Genomic DNA, 16,302 nt, shown 5'->3' with positions numbered 1-16,302 from the left:
GTCTGTGACCTCCTTATTATCTCTTTATCGCGTCAACGCTATATGCAAGGGATGTACCAAAAGTGCTTGCTCACTTTGTAGTGCGAGAGAGCTGTCGGTGTACGAAACGTCGAGTCCCTAGCCCGAGGCGGTCTTTGACTGCCCCAAAAGTGGCAAGCCATTGGGAACGGAGCCATTACGAGGTATTGGTCGCAGGAAGGAGAATGGCATCGTGATCGGACGAATTCTCGGCCAGCCAGATCTCAAGCGGTCCCTGGAACTTATGATAGATGCCCCAGCACACCGTCCTTGTCTTAGTTTCGAGAATGGATACCCGTACAAACGGACTATTCATGACCTGTCTCACATCTGAGACTGTCTCATTCATGAGATTCAAGCTGTCCAGCGAGGAGGTCAGGGGTGCAACGCCAGGGTCGAGAGAACAATCGTAGGGCATTCACAAAGGGTAAAATCGGTTCACGCAGAGCATCGTTTTGATTCAGTCGGCGTTTGGCAATGAACTTGTCGAATTCTGCTGCAATAGCGGATCCGGGAATGGACAAGAGTAGGAGGACGCGTTGGCAGGCTTCCACAATATGTGTCAGTTAACAATTCTGCTCATTCAACTCTGACACCAGTGCATCAAGATCTTTCTTACAAGGTGGGTAATTCGGAAAATACAGAGTCAAGAGTCTACCGAGAATGGTTGCATCAATGTGATGGTAATAGAGGGTTGTCATCACATTTACTATCGCTCCCGTAGGCTTTCATTTGCGTGTTGGATAAGAGGTGTAAGAAAATATTCGATCACTCTTCGTTTATCGGTTTTTATCTCGACTGTTACCGCCATTCCAGGGGACAGGTTCACCACGTTCTTGCCAACGTGAACCGTGGAGCGCCCCAGCTTGACGCGTGTCGAATAGATCAGACCTCGTTTTTCATCCTGTATCGCATCGGACGATACGTGCTTCACCTCTGCGTGGATCGTTCCATACTTCGTATAGGTGAAAGTTTCGATTTTTACTTCTGCATCCTGACCGGGAGTGACAAAACCGATATCCTTGTTCTCGAGGAATGCTTCCACCTCCAAAGCATCATCTTTAGGGACAATGATCATGAGCTGCTGCGCGGGAGTGACCACACCTCCTATTGTATGGATTGCAAGCTGCTGGACTGAACCCTCTACAGGTGCAAGGAGCTTCATCTGCTTATGGCGCTGCTGAGCTTTGATCAGCTCCTGAGAATTCGCAGTTACTTTCTGGTCGGCTTCCCGCTGAGTGTCCATCATGGTTCTGCGGGTCTCCGCGATAAGTGAAGCTTTTTGCTTCTTGACCCCATCGAGAGCTGCTTGACTCTCCCGAAGTTTCTCCGTTTGAGATGCGAGCTGGCCCTCCTGCTCAATAAGCGTCTTCTCACGTTCAAGATAGTCTTGCTTTGAAGCGACGTCCTGTTCGTAAAGCTTTTTGAACACTTCCGCTCGATCACGTGCAATGGGGACAGTGCGTTCAAGAGTGTTGACCACCTCCTTGGTGGAACGCAGTTCCGCTTCAACACGGGTTACTTCAGCCTCGGTGCGATCCAGCTTCGCTTTATATTCGTGCCACTGGCCTTCGAGAAGACGCTGCTCTTCTCTCGATCGATCCACAGGAATATCAGGCAAATCGCTCAGGACAGGGTCGCCACCGTCCATTGCCCGGAGAAAAGCACCTGATCGGGCTGCCTGTAATCTAGCAACGATGAGATCGTTTTCCAGTCGAGCCATGTCGGCAGCGGTTGCTGTGGAATCCAACTCTATCAGCAAGTCGCCGGCTTTCACGTTTTGCCCGTCCGTGACATGGATTGCTCTCACTGTGGAAGTCTCAAACGGCTGGATTGTTTTGACCCTTTCATTAGGGACGATCTTTCCCTGGGCAGTGGCAACAACATCGACATGACCAAAGAACGCCCACAATAAAGTGATTGCCGCAAATGCAATAAGCAGCCACATGATGACACGCGGGGCAGGGGAGACGGGTGTTTCTTGCAGGGCGAGTGCAGCGGGAAGAAATTGAGCCTCATGAGACAAACGAGGAGGTGAATCCATTTCCTTCCGATGCTTCCATGCGTACGCAATCACCATCTTATAGCGTTGCAAGAGATCGCCGAAAGCTCTGAGTCGAAGCAGCATGCCCATAGCCTAGCTCAACCTTGTTGCAGGCGATAAAGAGTAGCATAATAGCCTCTTTCACGATTCAGCAGTTCTGCGTGAGGGCCCTGTTCAACGATCTGTCCGTGATCCATGACGAAAATGCGATTCGTGATGCGGACTGCAGAGAGTCTATGCGCAATAATGATCACCGTACGGCTTGCACAAATCGCTTTCATATTGTTTTGAATTATTCGCTCCGATTCATAATCAAGAGCGCTCGTTGCTTCATCGAATATAAGAATGCGAGGGTTTGTCATAAGAGCACGAGCGATTGCGATTCTTTGGCGTTGGCCTCCAGACAGAGTGTCTCCATGTTCTCCGACCATGGTGTCGTAGGCTTCGGGCAATTCCAGTATGAATTCATGAGCTCCTGCAAGTTTGGCTGCATGGATGACCTGTTCCATACTCGCTCCCGGGTCGACAAGGGCGATGTTCTCTCGAATTGTCCTGTTGAAGAGCACATTCTCCTGGAGTACGACCCCGATCTGGCGCCGAAGTGAGGAGGAGTCGGCCAGAGCAAGATCGAGACCGTCGATCATCACCCGACCACGTTCCGGAACATACAGTCGTTGAATGAGCTTGGTGACAGTACTCTTGCCTGAACCGGACCGGCCGACTATACCGATGATCTCGCCGGGGCGGATGTCAAAGGTGATTCCTCTGAGCACTTCAGGAGCATCAGCTTTGTACCGGAAGACCACATTGTCAAATACAATCCTTCCCTGAATCGGCGGAAGGGTGCTCTTAGCGCTCGAGACTTCGGTGCGAGCATTGAGAATGTCACCAAGTCGTTGAATGGAGATACCAGTCTGCTGGAAATCCGACCAGAGTTGTGCGAGTCGTATTATGGGCTGTGAGACCTGGCCGGCAAGCATGTTAAAGGCAACGAGCTGGCCCACAGTCATGTCACCATTTATGACGAGCCGGGCACCAAGCCACAGAGTAGCAACCGTCACCAGTTTGCTGATGAGTGAAATACCGCTGCTGGCCAAGTTACCGGTTGTCGCGGTGCGAAAGCTCGTTGACACGTACGCTGCCAGTTGATTATCCCACCTGCGGGTCAATTGAGGTTCGACTGCCATTGCCTTCACTGTTCCGATGCCGGAGAGGGTCTCCACCAGGAAGGAATGATTCTCGGCACCCCGATTGAATTTCTCATGGAGGCGGGCACGAAGAACAGGGGTGAAAACCACCGAGAGAATTGCATAGCAGGGTAGGGAGATTACCACTATCAAAGTGAGCCACATGCTGTAATAGAGCATTACTGCCATGAATACCACGGAGAATAACAGATCCAAAACCAGCGTGATTGCATTGCCGGTAAGAAAATTCCGTATGTTCTCCAGTTCACGCACTCGAGCGACCGAATCTCCCACTCGCCGTGAATGGAAATACGCCATTGGCAGATTGAGCAAGTGACGGAACAATTGAGCCCCAAGCTGAACGTCGATCCGACTGGTGGTGTGCGAGAAGACGTAGGTCCGTAGACCGTTTAAGACTACTTGGAAGACGATTACCACAAACATGCCTATAGCAATGACATCAAGAGTCGTGAAGCCTCTGTGTACCAGGACTTTATCCATTACCACTTGAAAGAAGAGAGGAGTAATAAGGGCGAAGATCTGGAGCACAAAACTGACCAGGAGCACTTCGCTCAACAATTTACGATATTTCATTATTGCTGGAATGAACCAGGTGAAATCGAATTTGCTCATCTCTCCAGCAAGAGACGCACGTGACGTGAAGAGAATGAGCTCACCGGTCCATCGGTTACTCAGGTCAGCGAGCGATATCATCTGAGGAAGTCCTGCAGCCGGATCGTGTATCAAGACTTGCTCACTGTTGCTCCGTGCAAGTATGAAGCAGCTACCATCCTTACAGAGAGCAAGAGCAGGCAAGGGGGTTCTATCGAGACGCTTCGGGACAGTTTTCACAGCTTTGGCTTCCAGACCGAGTTGTTTGGACGCAAGGAGAATGTCGGATTTGGAGAATGGCTTGCCATCCACTTTGAATTGATGGGCAAGTTGATCTGGATCTGCTGCGATAGCATGGAAACGTGCGATAATAACGAGACAGGCTAAACCTGGATCGATTTGTGGCGGATTACCTCCCTCCATCACCAAACACGCCTCTCTCAATTGGATTCAAAGAAAGAAGATCTGGGAAACCCTTCTTGTAAGAAGTGTTTCCCAGTCCCTTCCCAAGAACTTTTAGTATTCGCTTTATCCTAGAAGTTTCCAACCGGAAAACTTTCTAAAGATCTATCTCCAATTTGCAGCTAATAGAGGATTAAGCACCGCCTGGTAGCTTTCCGGTAACGTCATCTGACCCGCGCCAGGCGGAGCAAAAGCGGCCATTGCAGTCACCAATGCATCAACCTGATTATTGAGAAGAGCTCTGCCGTCAGCAGTTTGAAATTCCTCTACCTGATACTTGGTCCCTTTATACCAGTCAGTGATAATCGTTTTGTCCGACGTTCCCAGGATGCTTATTTCCAGGTCCTTTCCGCTGCGTCGGAACCAGAGCTGATCTGTTGATATTTCGGATCCGAATGCAAGGACATCGTGATTGCCCTGGGTGGAGTCATTCTCTTCGATGCGATCTGTTCCGTATCCTCTGCCGAAGAGATACGTGTCGTTGCCTCTTCCCCCTTCCAGGGTATCATTACCGGCTCTGCCATCCAGAGTGTCATTGCCAAGATCGCCGAAAAGCTTATTTGCTGCAGAATTTCCGATCAATATGTTGTTTGATGTGTTTCCAGAGCCATTGATCGAGGAAGTTCCCGTCAAAGTGAGATTCTCGACACTGTAACCGAGATCATACCTGACTGAACTCTCCACAGTGTCAATTCCTTCATTATAGCCTTCTATCACGATATCGCAGGAATTATCCACTCTGTAGGTATCATCGCCTTTCCCTCCCATGAGTAGATCGGCACCGGATCCTCCGTCCAAGACGTCGTTTCCTTGCCCGCCCATCAATACATCAGAACCTTTTTCCCCGTAAATGGTGTCGTTTCCGTCCTCCCCGTAGAGTAAGTCCAGATCGTCACCCCCATATATGATGTCGTTATTCCCGCCGGCATAGACAAAGTCGACGCCATCCTTGGCATAGATTTCATCTGCAGTATTTCCGGTGATGATGATGTCAAGTCGGTTTGTTCCATACACGACATTACGGACGTTCAGAAAATCTGTCACTTTCGCTGTGGTGCCGTCAGCAAATTGTATATTCTCAACTGAAGGGGTTCCGTCCTGCAATGTATTGATGTCAAGGCCTTCGCCTGTTTCATTGCCTTGAGCGTCAAGTAACCTGACATGCACACCGGAAGAATCCGATTTCACTGAAATATTCTGCTGAGCAATTCCCTGACCGAATCGAATCGCATCCGTCCCGGAGGTATCGGTAATCATGTCCAGGCCGTCACCAAGGTTGAAGACATACGTGTCGTTTCCTTCACCACCCTGCAAAGTGTCATCGCCCAGACCGCCGGTAAGCTCATTATCTACGCTGTTACCGGTCAGGAGGTTGTCCAAGTCGTTTCCTGTTCCGTTGATTGCTGCCAATCCGATCAGGATCAAATTCTCAAAGTTCGCTCCCAAGGTGTAGTCTGTTGAAGTTTGAATCGTGTCAATGCCTTCATCGATATTCTCGGTAACGCTGTCATTCATATCCACGGTGTACGTGTCATTGCCTGTCCCACCGAAGAGGGAGTCCGCTCCGATTCCGCCATCAAGGATGTTGTCACCGCTGTTGCCTGTCAGAATGTTATCCAGCTCGTTACCTGTGCCGTAAATGCTATTGAAGCCGGTAAGCGTAAGATTCTCCAGATGAGCTCCCAGTGCAAAGCTTACAGAGCTGTGGACCGTATCCACTCCTTCATCTGTATTCTCAACGACCACATCACCCGCATTATCCACAAGGTATACGTCATTGCCTGCACCGCCGAGAAGGGAGTCAGCTCCAGCTCCTCCATCAAGCAGGTTGTCTCCGGTATTGCCGGTTAGAACGTTATTCAGTGTGTTTCCGGTGCCATTGATTGAATCCGTACCTGTTAAGGTAAGATCCTCAACGGTCTCCGACAGGGAATACGTAACAGAGCTTTCAATAATGTCGTGACCCTCATCCGCATTTTCTACCACGATGTCATTCACATCATCCACTTTGTACGTGTCATTGCCGGCTCCTCCTATGAGAGTGTCAATTCCGAAGCCTCCATCTAATACGTCGTTTCCTCGCAAACCGTATATCCGGTCGGTAACATTCGTGCCGAGGATCGTATCGTCACCTTCCGATCCAGTCAGATCAAAACCTTGAGCGATCAGGTCTGCATAGGTAACCGAAGTGCCATCGCTAAACTGGAATGTTTCAACCGCATACGATCCCAGAGCGTCTTCGCGGTCGAAGCCACTTAGTCTTAGTTGATCTCCGCCAGTCCCGACGCTGATAATGAGAGTGGTGTTAGCATAGCCGAGCTTCAGATCATCCAGGGTTATTCCTGGCCCGAATTGAATTACGTTGCCTTCGTACGAGGTGGCTGTATCGGTAATGGTATCAATCCCGTCGCCGAGATTGAAAATGTACCTATCATTTCCGGGACCGCCTGTTAACGTGTCGTTTCCTGTGCCACCGACAATCAGGTCATAGCCAGCCCCGGCATCGATAGTGTCATTGCCGCTTCCACCATCTACGATGTCATTGCTCTCGAATGTCGTGACCGTGTCGTTTCCACCCTTGGCATTGATAGAATCCTCGAAGTAGCTGCCAAGGATGATGTCATCGCTCTCGGTTCCCGGATCCAGGAGACCCGGCATGCGCATCGACGAACCATCTGCAAACTGGAAGGTCTCCACCACATGCTGCGTATTGTAGTCGAAATCGAGGAGCCGAATTTGATCTCCAGCGTTTCCGTATGCGATTACAAGTGTTGTTCCTTCCATGTGGATGGAAATATCTTCCAGCGTGATATCTTCCCCAAAGCGAATCACATTGCCTTCACCCAACACTGCCGTGTCGGTAAGCGTGTCGATTCCATCACCAAGGTTGAAAAAGTACGTATCTTGCCCGGCTCCGCCGAATAACGTGTCATTCCCGGTGCCACCCGTGATGGAATCGTCGCCGGAACCTGCATCGATGAGATCGGCTCCGGATCCTCCATCGATGACGTCATTGCTCTCAAACGTTGCAACCGTATCGTTTCCGCCTCTGGCATTGATGACATCTTCGAAGTAGCTTCCGATGATGGTATCATCACCCTCGGTGCCCGGATCGACCAGACTCGAAAGAGCAACCTGGGTGCCGTCCGCAAATTCGATGGTCTCAACAACGTGCGAGCCGCCGTTTTGGCCGTTGTAATCGAAATTGAGCAGCCTGATGGCATCGCCACCATCACCGTATGCGATCACGAGCGTCGTCACTTCAATGTGGGTGGTGATGTCATCAATCGTGATTTCAGCATCAGCGAAGTAAATGGTATTACCGTCCGCCGGAAAACCGGTGTCTATAATAGTGTCCACTCCATCGCCGACATGGAAGACATACATGTCCGAACCTGCTCCGCCAATCAACTCATCATTGTTGACACCGCCGGTAAGGGTGTCGTCTCCCAAACCTCCGTTCAAGCGGTCCGATCCCTCATACCCGTAGAGACGGTCGGTCATGTTGGTGCCGGTCAGGTCGTCGTCTCCGTAACCCCCTTGAACGATGAACGTGTTTCTCACAAGCGCTTCGTAATTGAGAATGGTGCCGTCCGCAAACTCGAATTTCTGGACAGCATGGATTCCATAGTCCGCTGCATCAGGATCGAAGCCGGTCAGGTGGACTTCATCACCGTCAGTCCCGATCCGAACGATCAGCATATTGTCACTGAACGTAATGCTGCGTTCCAGATCTGCAACGGCAATGCCTTCTCCGAAAATAAGCGTGTTGCCTCCGCTTGCGGTAGCAATATCATCGATCAGGAGTATGCCGTCGCCCTTATTGAACGTATACGTGTCGTCGCCTGCTCCGCCGATAAGGGTGTCATTTCCCTGACCGCCTGCAAGCGTATCGTTTCCGTCTCCACCAATGATCCGATCTGTTGCGCCGGTTCCGATCAGGTTATCATTTCCGGATGTGCCGACTATGTCGAATCCCTTGTTTATGAGTTCGCTATACGTGACTATTTGACCGTCTGCGAAGCGGAAATACTCAATTGCATGGCTGCCATATGGATTTGTTGAATCGAAGTTTGTGAATTCTATTGTATCTCCATTGGTGCCAATGTTGAGGATAAGCAGATTGTTTGTTGCATCGTGGTTTAATTTGATATCGTCGAGTGTAATACCTGCTCCGAAAACAAGCATATTCGGAGACATGAGTGTCGATTCATCGGTTATAGTGTCGATGCCATCACCGACATTGAAGATATACGTATCGTCACCTGTTCCGCCCGAGATTCGATCGTTCCCTTGATTTCCTCTCAGAATGTCACGTACACCTGTTCCGGAAAGAATATCATCCGCAGAAGTGCCTTCAAAGGTGAATCCCAGGTCGAGCAGGTCTGCAGAGCTCAGGACCGTTCCATCAGCGAAGCGGAAGGTCTCTACGCTGATAGTGCCGTACGGATCGTTCGGATCGAATCCTTCCAGTCTCAGCGCATCGCCGCTGTCACCGACTCTGATCGACAAGGTATTTTGATCCACGGAAAGAGTCAGATTATAGGAAACAATGCCGAGCCCGAATTCCACAACATTGCCGGCACCGGGCGCTGCCATATCCCTGATAGTGTCAACACCGTCACCGAGATTGAACACGTACGTGTCATTCCCGCTACCGCCTTCCAGAAGGTCGTCTCCTCTCCCGGCCCTGAAGATATCATCCCCACCGAATCCTGTCATACGATCCGACACTGAGGTGCCTGTTAAGAGATCTTCTCCTTCCGTTCCCGAGAAGTCAAAGCCCCTCTGGAGCAGCTCGGAGTATGTGAGCACTGTTCCATCTGCAAAGCGAAATGTTTCCACTGCATAGGAGCCAAAAGCATCCTGCGCATCAAACGGCGTCAGATGAATCTCATCACCGTTCTCACCAATTTTGAGGATCAGATTTTCAGACTCGGAAATAAGTGAAATGCTGCCAGAGTTAATCCCTTCGCCGAAGACTATGGTGTTTCCCTCTCCAGGACCAGCTACGTCCTCAATAGTTACTTGCCCATCGCCTAAATTGAAGTAGTAGGTATCATTTCCGGCGCCACCGAGTGCAGTGTCACCACCCCGCAGACCTCGGATGACGTCGTCACCTGCTCCCGCATATATGAAATCCGTGCCCGAACCACCATCGATGATGTCATCTCCATCACCGGCATAAATGAAATCGGCGTCATTGCCTCCATCAATAGTGTCATTTCCACTACCGGCATATATGGTATCGCTACCATCAGCCCCAAGTATATTGTCATTAGTCTCACTGCCCTGAAGAATGTCGTTATTTCCATTGCCCTGTTGGTCACCTGTAATGACATTGTTGCGAGCCAAGATTTCTTCAAGTGTGAGCACGGTTCCATCTGCAAAGACGAAGCGTTGGATGGCAAGGTTTGATAGATCGCTAACTGTTCCATTCTCAGACGTCGTGCCGAAGGTAGCTGCAGACGGATCTCCGCCGCTGCTGCCGCTGTCCTCATCTATGTTAATGAGCACTCCTTCGCCATTGCCAATACCAATCATGAGCTCAGTCGATGAGCTCGTTTCTGCCCCTAGTTTACAAAGGTCGACACGACCATAGCCATTGGATATCGCTAAGAATAGAGTTCCATTTGCTTGCACCAAAGATCTCGCGTTGCCCTCAGTCCATGGAGGAAGAAGTCTCGTGATGGCCACCGTCCCGGCTTCTGTACCGTCGCTCTGCCACAACGAAATATAGTCTTCGGAATCACGTGCTGTGAAATACAAAGTACCATTCACATTGATCAGTCCGGAATAGGGGGAAACGTCTTTAACCATGAGTGTGCCAACTTCGGTTCCATCGCTTTTCCACAGACTGTTTCCGTGAATTCCATCATTTGCAACGAAAAACAAGGTACCGTTTACATCAGTCAGCCCATACGGTTCATCACTCCAACTGCTGGAATCCGGGTTAATGTCTTTAAGCATAACAGTACCGTCTTCGGTGCCATCAGATCGCCAAAGCTCGTTTCCATGAACTCCGTCGTTCGCTACAAAAAACAAATTACCGTTTACAACAATATTGTTCGAATCATAACCGCTTCTACTCTCTGCAGATCCCGGATTAATGTCCTTGACCATGACGGTGCCGGCTTGTGTTCCGTCGCTCTTCCAGAGCTCGTCACCATGGATACCATCGTCTACCCGGAAGAATAACGTGCCGTTTACATCAACAAAGTCATGAACCCAACTGTCCATGGAACCTGGATTAATGTCTTTGACCATAGTGGTGCCAGCTTCTGTTCCATCACTCTTCCAAAGCTCGTCACCATGAATGCCGTCAGATGTAGTGAAATAGAAGGTCCCATTTACATTGGCCACCTCATAAAACGAAATGCCGCCGGAGCCTGGAACGATATCCTTCACCATAACAGTTCCGGCCTCTGTGCCATCGGATTTCCACAGCTCAGTTCCATGAATTCCGTCAGACCCTAGAAAAAAGATCGTGCCATTTACACTTGTAAGACTATCTCCAACTACTCCGCTTCCGGAACCTGGTAGTATATCTTTGACGACAACTGTGCCCACATCAGTGCCATCAGTTTTCCAGAGCTCATACCCATTGATCCCATCATAAGCTACAAAAAATAAAGTATCGTTTGCCTCAGTCATAGCGCCAATATATCCATCCGATGAACTTGTCCCTATGTCGCGTACCATTTCTGTGCCAGCCTCAGATCCATCGCTCCGCCAAAGCTCAATCCCGTGGACTCCGTCCGAGGCTTTGAAAAATAACGTGCCGTTTATGGTAACCGAATCGGAAATTGAGGAGTATTTAAAATCTTTGATTTCCACTGCGGCAGGAACCTGGGTAGAATTCGTTATCACCTGAACCTGAAGGTCTTCAGGGCGGATGCCCGGACCAAAAACTATGGTGTCAGTCTCTTCTCCGTATTCAATAAGATGTGAAGTTATCTTATCGAAACCATCACCTCGATTAACGATGATGGTGTTAACCCCTTGATCGGCAAGGATCTGATCTTGACCTGCTCCACCCTCAATTGTATTTTGACCGATGCCACTCTGAATAATGTCATTTCCCACACCACCGCTCAATGTGGCGTTGCCCCAATCTTGATCGGAACCGAAAAGATGGTCCTCACCCGCTCCCCCATCAAGCAGGTTATCTCCATTGCCTTCAGTATAGAGATAGTCGTCGCCTGCTTCGCCGTACAGACTGTTACTACCCCAATTGCCATACAAATAGTCGTTTCCTGAACCACCGTAAAGGACATCGTTATCGTCTTGACCATACAAAGTATCCGAACCAGAGCCACCATATAAAGTGTCATCACCATTCTGACCATAAACCAGGTCATCTCCGCCGCCGGCATCAATAGCATCATTTTCCGGAGTGCCAACGATATAATCATCCGTATCGGAAGGAGTGTAAGCGATTGATTCCATATAGGAGCTGTCCCAAACTGTTCCGTCACTGAATTGCAGTCGCTCTATTTTGTGAGCGTCATCGGAAAACCAATTCGTCAACTGCAAAGTGTCTGACGTTCCATCGATCAAGACATAAAGATCGTTGCCACCCCTTTTCAGCGTAATATCGGAATCCTGCACGTTTGGGTCGAGTAAAACGGTGTCGATATTTCCCTGGACAGTGTCATTATCAACGATTTTATCCTGCCCGGAACCTCGGCCGAATAGGTACGTATCCGACCCGGACAAGTCTTCAATATAGTCGTTTCCTGATCCCCCTTGCAAAACATCGTCTCCCGACCCGCCGAAAATCTTGTCATCTCCTTCGCCGCCGTTCAGAGTGTCGTTTCCGCCGCTTCCGTAAAGTTCATCAGCTCCTTCAAACCCATCTATGAGGTCGGAAGAATAGTAGTATCCATAGAGCACATCAGCTTCAGGGGTGCCTTGAAGCATCATCTGCTTGATGGTGTCTGCATCCCAGATGGTACCGTCCATGAATTCTATGTTCTCAACCTGGTATTCCCCAAGCTCCCCAAACCACCTTTCTATAGTAAGGGTATCTGTGGTGCCATTTATACATATTTCCAGGTCATCATCTTTTCGGGACAGGGATATGTCTGAAGTCGTAAGTTCGTCATCCAGGAAAACAGTATCGATGTTAGCGGGGGTCCTGTCATAGTCAAGAACAGTATCCTGTCCTGAACCACGGCGGAAAAGATATATATCGTCTTCACCGTCTCCGCGGAGAGCATCGTTCCCCGTTCCACCATCAATGAGGTCCTCTCCGGAACCACCTGAAATGGTGTCGTTTCCAGCCCCGCCTATGAGGTAATCATCCCCATATTCACCGAAAATCTTGTCATTTCCCGATCCACCGTCCAAGGAGTCGTCACTATCCCGACCGAAAATCTCATCATTGCCGTCAAATCCGCGAATCATGTCGGAAGTGGAGTAGCCAATAAGCAAATCATCAACAGGCGATCCTTGGGATAGCATGTGTTTGATGATATCCGCATTCCAAATCGTGCCATCGGCAAACTGAATTTGTTCAACTCGAAATTCGGAGGAATCATTCCAAAACCAATTCTTTACCGTGAGTTTATCAGTGGTGCCTGCAATGGTCAGCACGAGATCATCGTGTTCGCGCCGAACCATAGCATATTCCGGCGTCACGCCTTCTTTCACGAGTATGGTATCAAGATTACCCGCTGATCGGTCATGATCGAACACGGTGTCTTGGCCGGATCCGATGCCGAAAAGATAGGTGTCATTTCCATTCGCATCACTCAGTTGCCACCAGTCACCGGAGTTTCCGCCTAAAAGGGTATCGTTCCCCGCTCCTCCTTCCAGGGTATCGTCACCGACACCGCCTACGAGCGTATCATTATCGGATCCCCCTAAAAGAGTGTCATTTCCTTCTTCACCGTAAAGCCAATCTGTACCTGACCCGCCATCCAGTGTGTCATCTCCTCCACGGCCATAGAGGCTGTCATAACCACCGAAACCTTCCATCACGTCTGCGATGGAGAAACCGTTTATCACCTCTCCATCATCGGTTCCTTTAACGAGAATGTTCTTTATGTCGTCCGGCAGCAATACTGTGGAATCGGCAAATTCGATGCGTTCTATCAGATGTGCTCCGGATTCATCCAAGAAATTTGTGATAGTGAGTTTGTCAGTGGTGCCCCGAATTGAGAGTTCGAGATTGTTGTAATTTCGATGAAAGAGAATATCATCAAGAGTGATGCCTTCACCAAAGCGGATTGTATCTACGTTGCCGGGTGTTGGATCATAATCGGTAATGACGTCTTGCCCTCCGCCAATGCTGAAAAGATAAACGTCATCACCATTCGTTACTGAATAAGGATACCAGTTGATCTCGTCTCCATAGCAGAGAATATCATTACCGCTACCACCGTCGAAAGTGTCATTACCCGGGCCGCCGAAGAGCCTGTCATTTCCTGCATCACCGTGCAGAGTATCGTCACCTGGTCGCCCATAAATGGAGTCGTTACCGTCGCCTCCTCTTATTTCGTCGGCTCCCAATCCGCCGTAAAGAGCGTCATCTCCATCTGTGGCTGCATAAGATGCTTGAAGAATGTCATCTTGCGTCCAGATGGTGCCGTCCATGAAAACGATACGTTCTATCCCATTGAGGGTGCTATCATTCCTGAAATGGTTCTTCACCACGAGAGTATCTGAGGTGTCTCTGATCCGCAACACGAGATCGTTTCCTGCCCGACGTATGAAAATGTCATCTGGAGTGAGATTGCTACCGAGAAAAATACTGTCGATAATATCTGGGGTAGGGTCAGATTCAATTATGGTGTCATGCCCGGAGCCCCTTCTAAAGATGTAAGTGTCTCCGCCTCCTTCGCCGTAGAGCATATCGTTGCCTTCACCACCATCCAAAATGTCACTATCAGCCCCGGCCCAGATCCAGTCGTTTCCGCCGCCCCCAACAAGGATCGCATTCCCGGTTTCATTGTACAAGACTTCATCACGAGACGTTCCATACACGACATCATTGCCATTATAGCCATTTATTACTGCGTCACCTTCCGTAAGACTACCTCTCACAGCATCAGAGGCATCCGTCCCGGTAATGTGCATGCCCACGATATGGGACTCAGGTAAGCCGCCGGTATCGAATACCCATCCCAGGCTGGGGTCCTGCTGGATAAATGTCTCGCGAAAAGAAAGGTAATCATCTTGCCGCAAATCGTCGTCTTGGGACAATGAATATGGGAAACCGCGAAGCGAGCGGGCGAATTCCGCAAGGAGTTGCCTTCCTTGATCGGCATTGTCGGTCAGGCTTTGCCAAATGTCTGTGATTACGCTGGTGAGATCCACTCTGGTTTTCTGAGCCTCATCATCCCACGTATAAGCAATTTTGTCGTACAGGTCTTCGAGGTGCGTCTGTGCCATCAGCCAGCCGTACATCAATTCATACAGCAAGCGGTAGGACTCATTCAAATTTAATGACTCTTCATATGTGGGTCTGGATCCGTTTGCGCCTGACCAAGGTTGACCAAAAAAATGTTCAAGCACAGCTAACTTGCGAGGATCGATGTAATCCATGTCGACCGCAATGTCACTATTTCCGGTGCTTCTCGAACTTGCTCCCGCCTCCCCGCTGCTCGCTCTCATTTCAGCGGGCACACTCATTTCTTGGGGCATTCGCTCGGTTCCAGCCCATTTAAACAGGATCTCTTTCATCAGAATGTTACGCTGTTTGATATCCCCAGAGCTCATGAATTCCTCTACAAGGGATTTCAACTGACCGGAGCTATCTTTGGTCATTGCTTCATCAAGATTGTATACATTCCCATACCCTGAAAGGAAGGGAAGAGTCTCCAAATCTGGAGGAACATCGATGTCTTCGTTGACGAGGCTAAAAGCAGGATCTCGCTGAAAACCATATTCAGCAATTTGGCCGGTGGTGCCATCAACCTTCTCAAAACTGCCCACTCGGTTCTGTGTGTTGCCCTGCATGTCAGTGATACTCGTTAGGTTTGAGTCAAGATCGATAGACTTAATGCCAAGTTCGGCAAGACTAAGGAACTCGTTTTCTGATGCATAGTCATCACCGTCCACATCTGTCAGGACCCTCAGTAGTGAGAATGCCTCATCATTTGCGTCAATCTTCCCATCCCCATTGGTGTCTAATTCGGCCAGTGCCTCGAAACCGTTTGCTGCGCGTCTGCCACTCTGCAAAATCGTCTGGTCCCCGAACAATTCTCGACCATCATCAATAGTACCGTTGCCATTTCTGTCCATGACCAGAATGCCATCATGCGGATCAACCCAACCGGTTTCCTCGGCAAAACCGTCACCGTTGTAGTCAAAGTATCTGCCGTCTTTAACATTGGTGGTCTTGATCCCTTCGCCATCAAGATCGAGTACCAAAGGGTCTCTGCTAGGTGTTGGGACTGGCTTCTTGTCGAACAAATCCAAGGCTGGTCCAATTTTGCACCCCGGAGTACCAATTGGAAAAAGGTAAGGGTCTTTGTTATACGCATCTGCCCACACTTCGATCCATCTGCTATATTGAGGATTACAGGGATTCGTGCTTCGATTTCGCATTTCGAAATGAAGGTGAACTGCCCCCTCGGAACCAACATCACTCATGGTCCCAACTTGGGTATCGATACTAACAGGATCTCCATCTTTTATTTTTGGGTTCAATTTCATATGGCATAGGACGACCATGAGACCAGTTTTGTCATCTACAATCGCGACTCCATTGGTTTTTTCCCATCCTTCCAATATGTAAAATGTTCCATTGAATGGCGAACAAACCGGAGTGCCGTTGCCAGTGTAGCCCTTGCCCTGGACGTCGATACCCAAATGGACTCGGCCCTCTCTTTTTCTCGTTGGATCGTAACGTCCTGTAACTTGAAGCTTATCTATGTCCATTTCTGGGAGCATCGTATGCACGAAGCCCCTCAAATTTGTCGGTAAGGGAGTAACTCGGACACCCATCTTGACGTCTCCTTGAAATTATGA

The 16,302-nt window shown here is 49.5% G+C and carries 4 protein-coding genes; all 4 read right to left on the bottom strand.

Annotated elements, in window-relative coordinates; genetic code table 11:
- Positions 1-175: 175 nt before the first annotated feature.
- Entirely contained in the window at positions 176-334 is a 159-nt protein-coding gene (locus DESTI_RS30845; protein ID WP_157212193.1) for a hypothetical protein, read from the bottom strand.
- A gap of 393 nt (positions 335-727) precedes the next feature.
- Positions 728-2,152: an HlyD family type I secretion periplasmic adaptor subunit gene (locus tag DESTI_RS17340; protein ID WP_014811271.1), complete on the bottom strand. Its 1,425-nt coding sequence runs from the start codon at positions 2,150-2,152 to the stop codon at positions 728-730.
- Between the two features lie 8 nt (positions 2,153-2,160).
- Positions 2,161-4,284 (bottom strand): type I secretion system permease/ATPase, encoded by a 2,124-nt coding sequence (locus DESTI_RS17335; RefSeq protein WP_014811270.1) that lies wholly within the window; start codon positions 4,282-4,284, stop codon positions 2,161-2,163.
- A 144-nt stretch (positions 4,285-4,428) separates the two neighbouring features.
- Entirely contained in the window at positions 4,429-16,278 is an 11,850-nt protein-coding gene (locus DESTI_RS31605; protein WP_014811269.1) for a calcium-binding protein, read from the bottom strand.
- Between the last annotated feature and the right edge of the window lie 24 nt (positions 16,279-16,302).

It is taken from the genome of Desulfomonile tiedjei DSM 6799 (assembly GCF_000266945.1).
In the GTDB taxonomy this organism is placed as follows: domain Bacteria; phylum Desulfobacterota; class Desulfomonilia; order Desulfomonilales; family Desulfomonilaceae; genus Desulfomonile; species Desulfomonile tiedjei.
Note: the sequence above shows the minus strand (reverse complement) of the source record. Positions and strands in the feature narration are given on the sequence as shown.

What these genes read in the sequence shown, in the direction of transcription:
- DESTI_RS30845 (WP_157212193.1), bottom strand. Translation starts at nt 334, where the DNA reads ATGAATAGTCCGTTTGTACGGGTATCCATTCTCGAAACTAAGACAAGG.
- DESTI_RS31605 (WP_014811269.1), bottom strand. Translation starts at nt 16,278, where the DNA reads ATGGGTGTCCGAGTTACTCCCTTACCGACAAATTTGAGGGGCTTCGTG.
- DESTI_RS17335 (WP_014811270.1), bottom strand. Translation starts at nt 4,284, where the DNA reads ATGGAGGGAGGTAATCCGCCACAAATCGATCCAGGTTTAGCCTGTCTC.
- DESTI_RS17340 (WP_014811271.1), bottom strand. Translation starts at nt 2,152, where the DNA reads ATGGGCATGCTGCTTCGACTCAGAGCTTTCGGCGATCTCTTGCAACGC.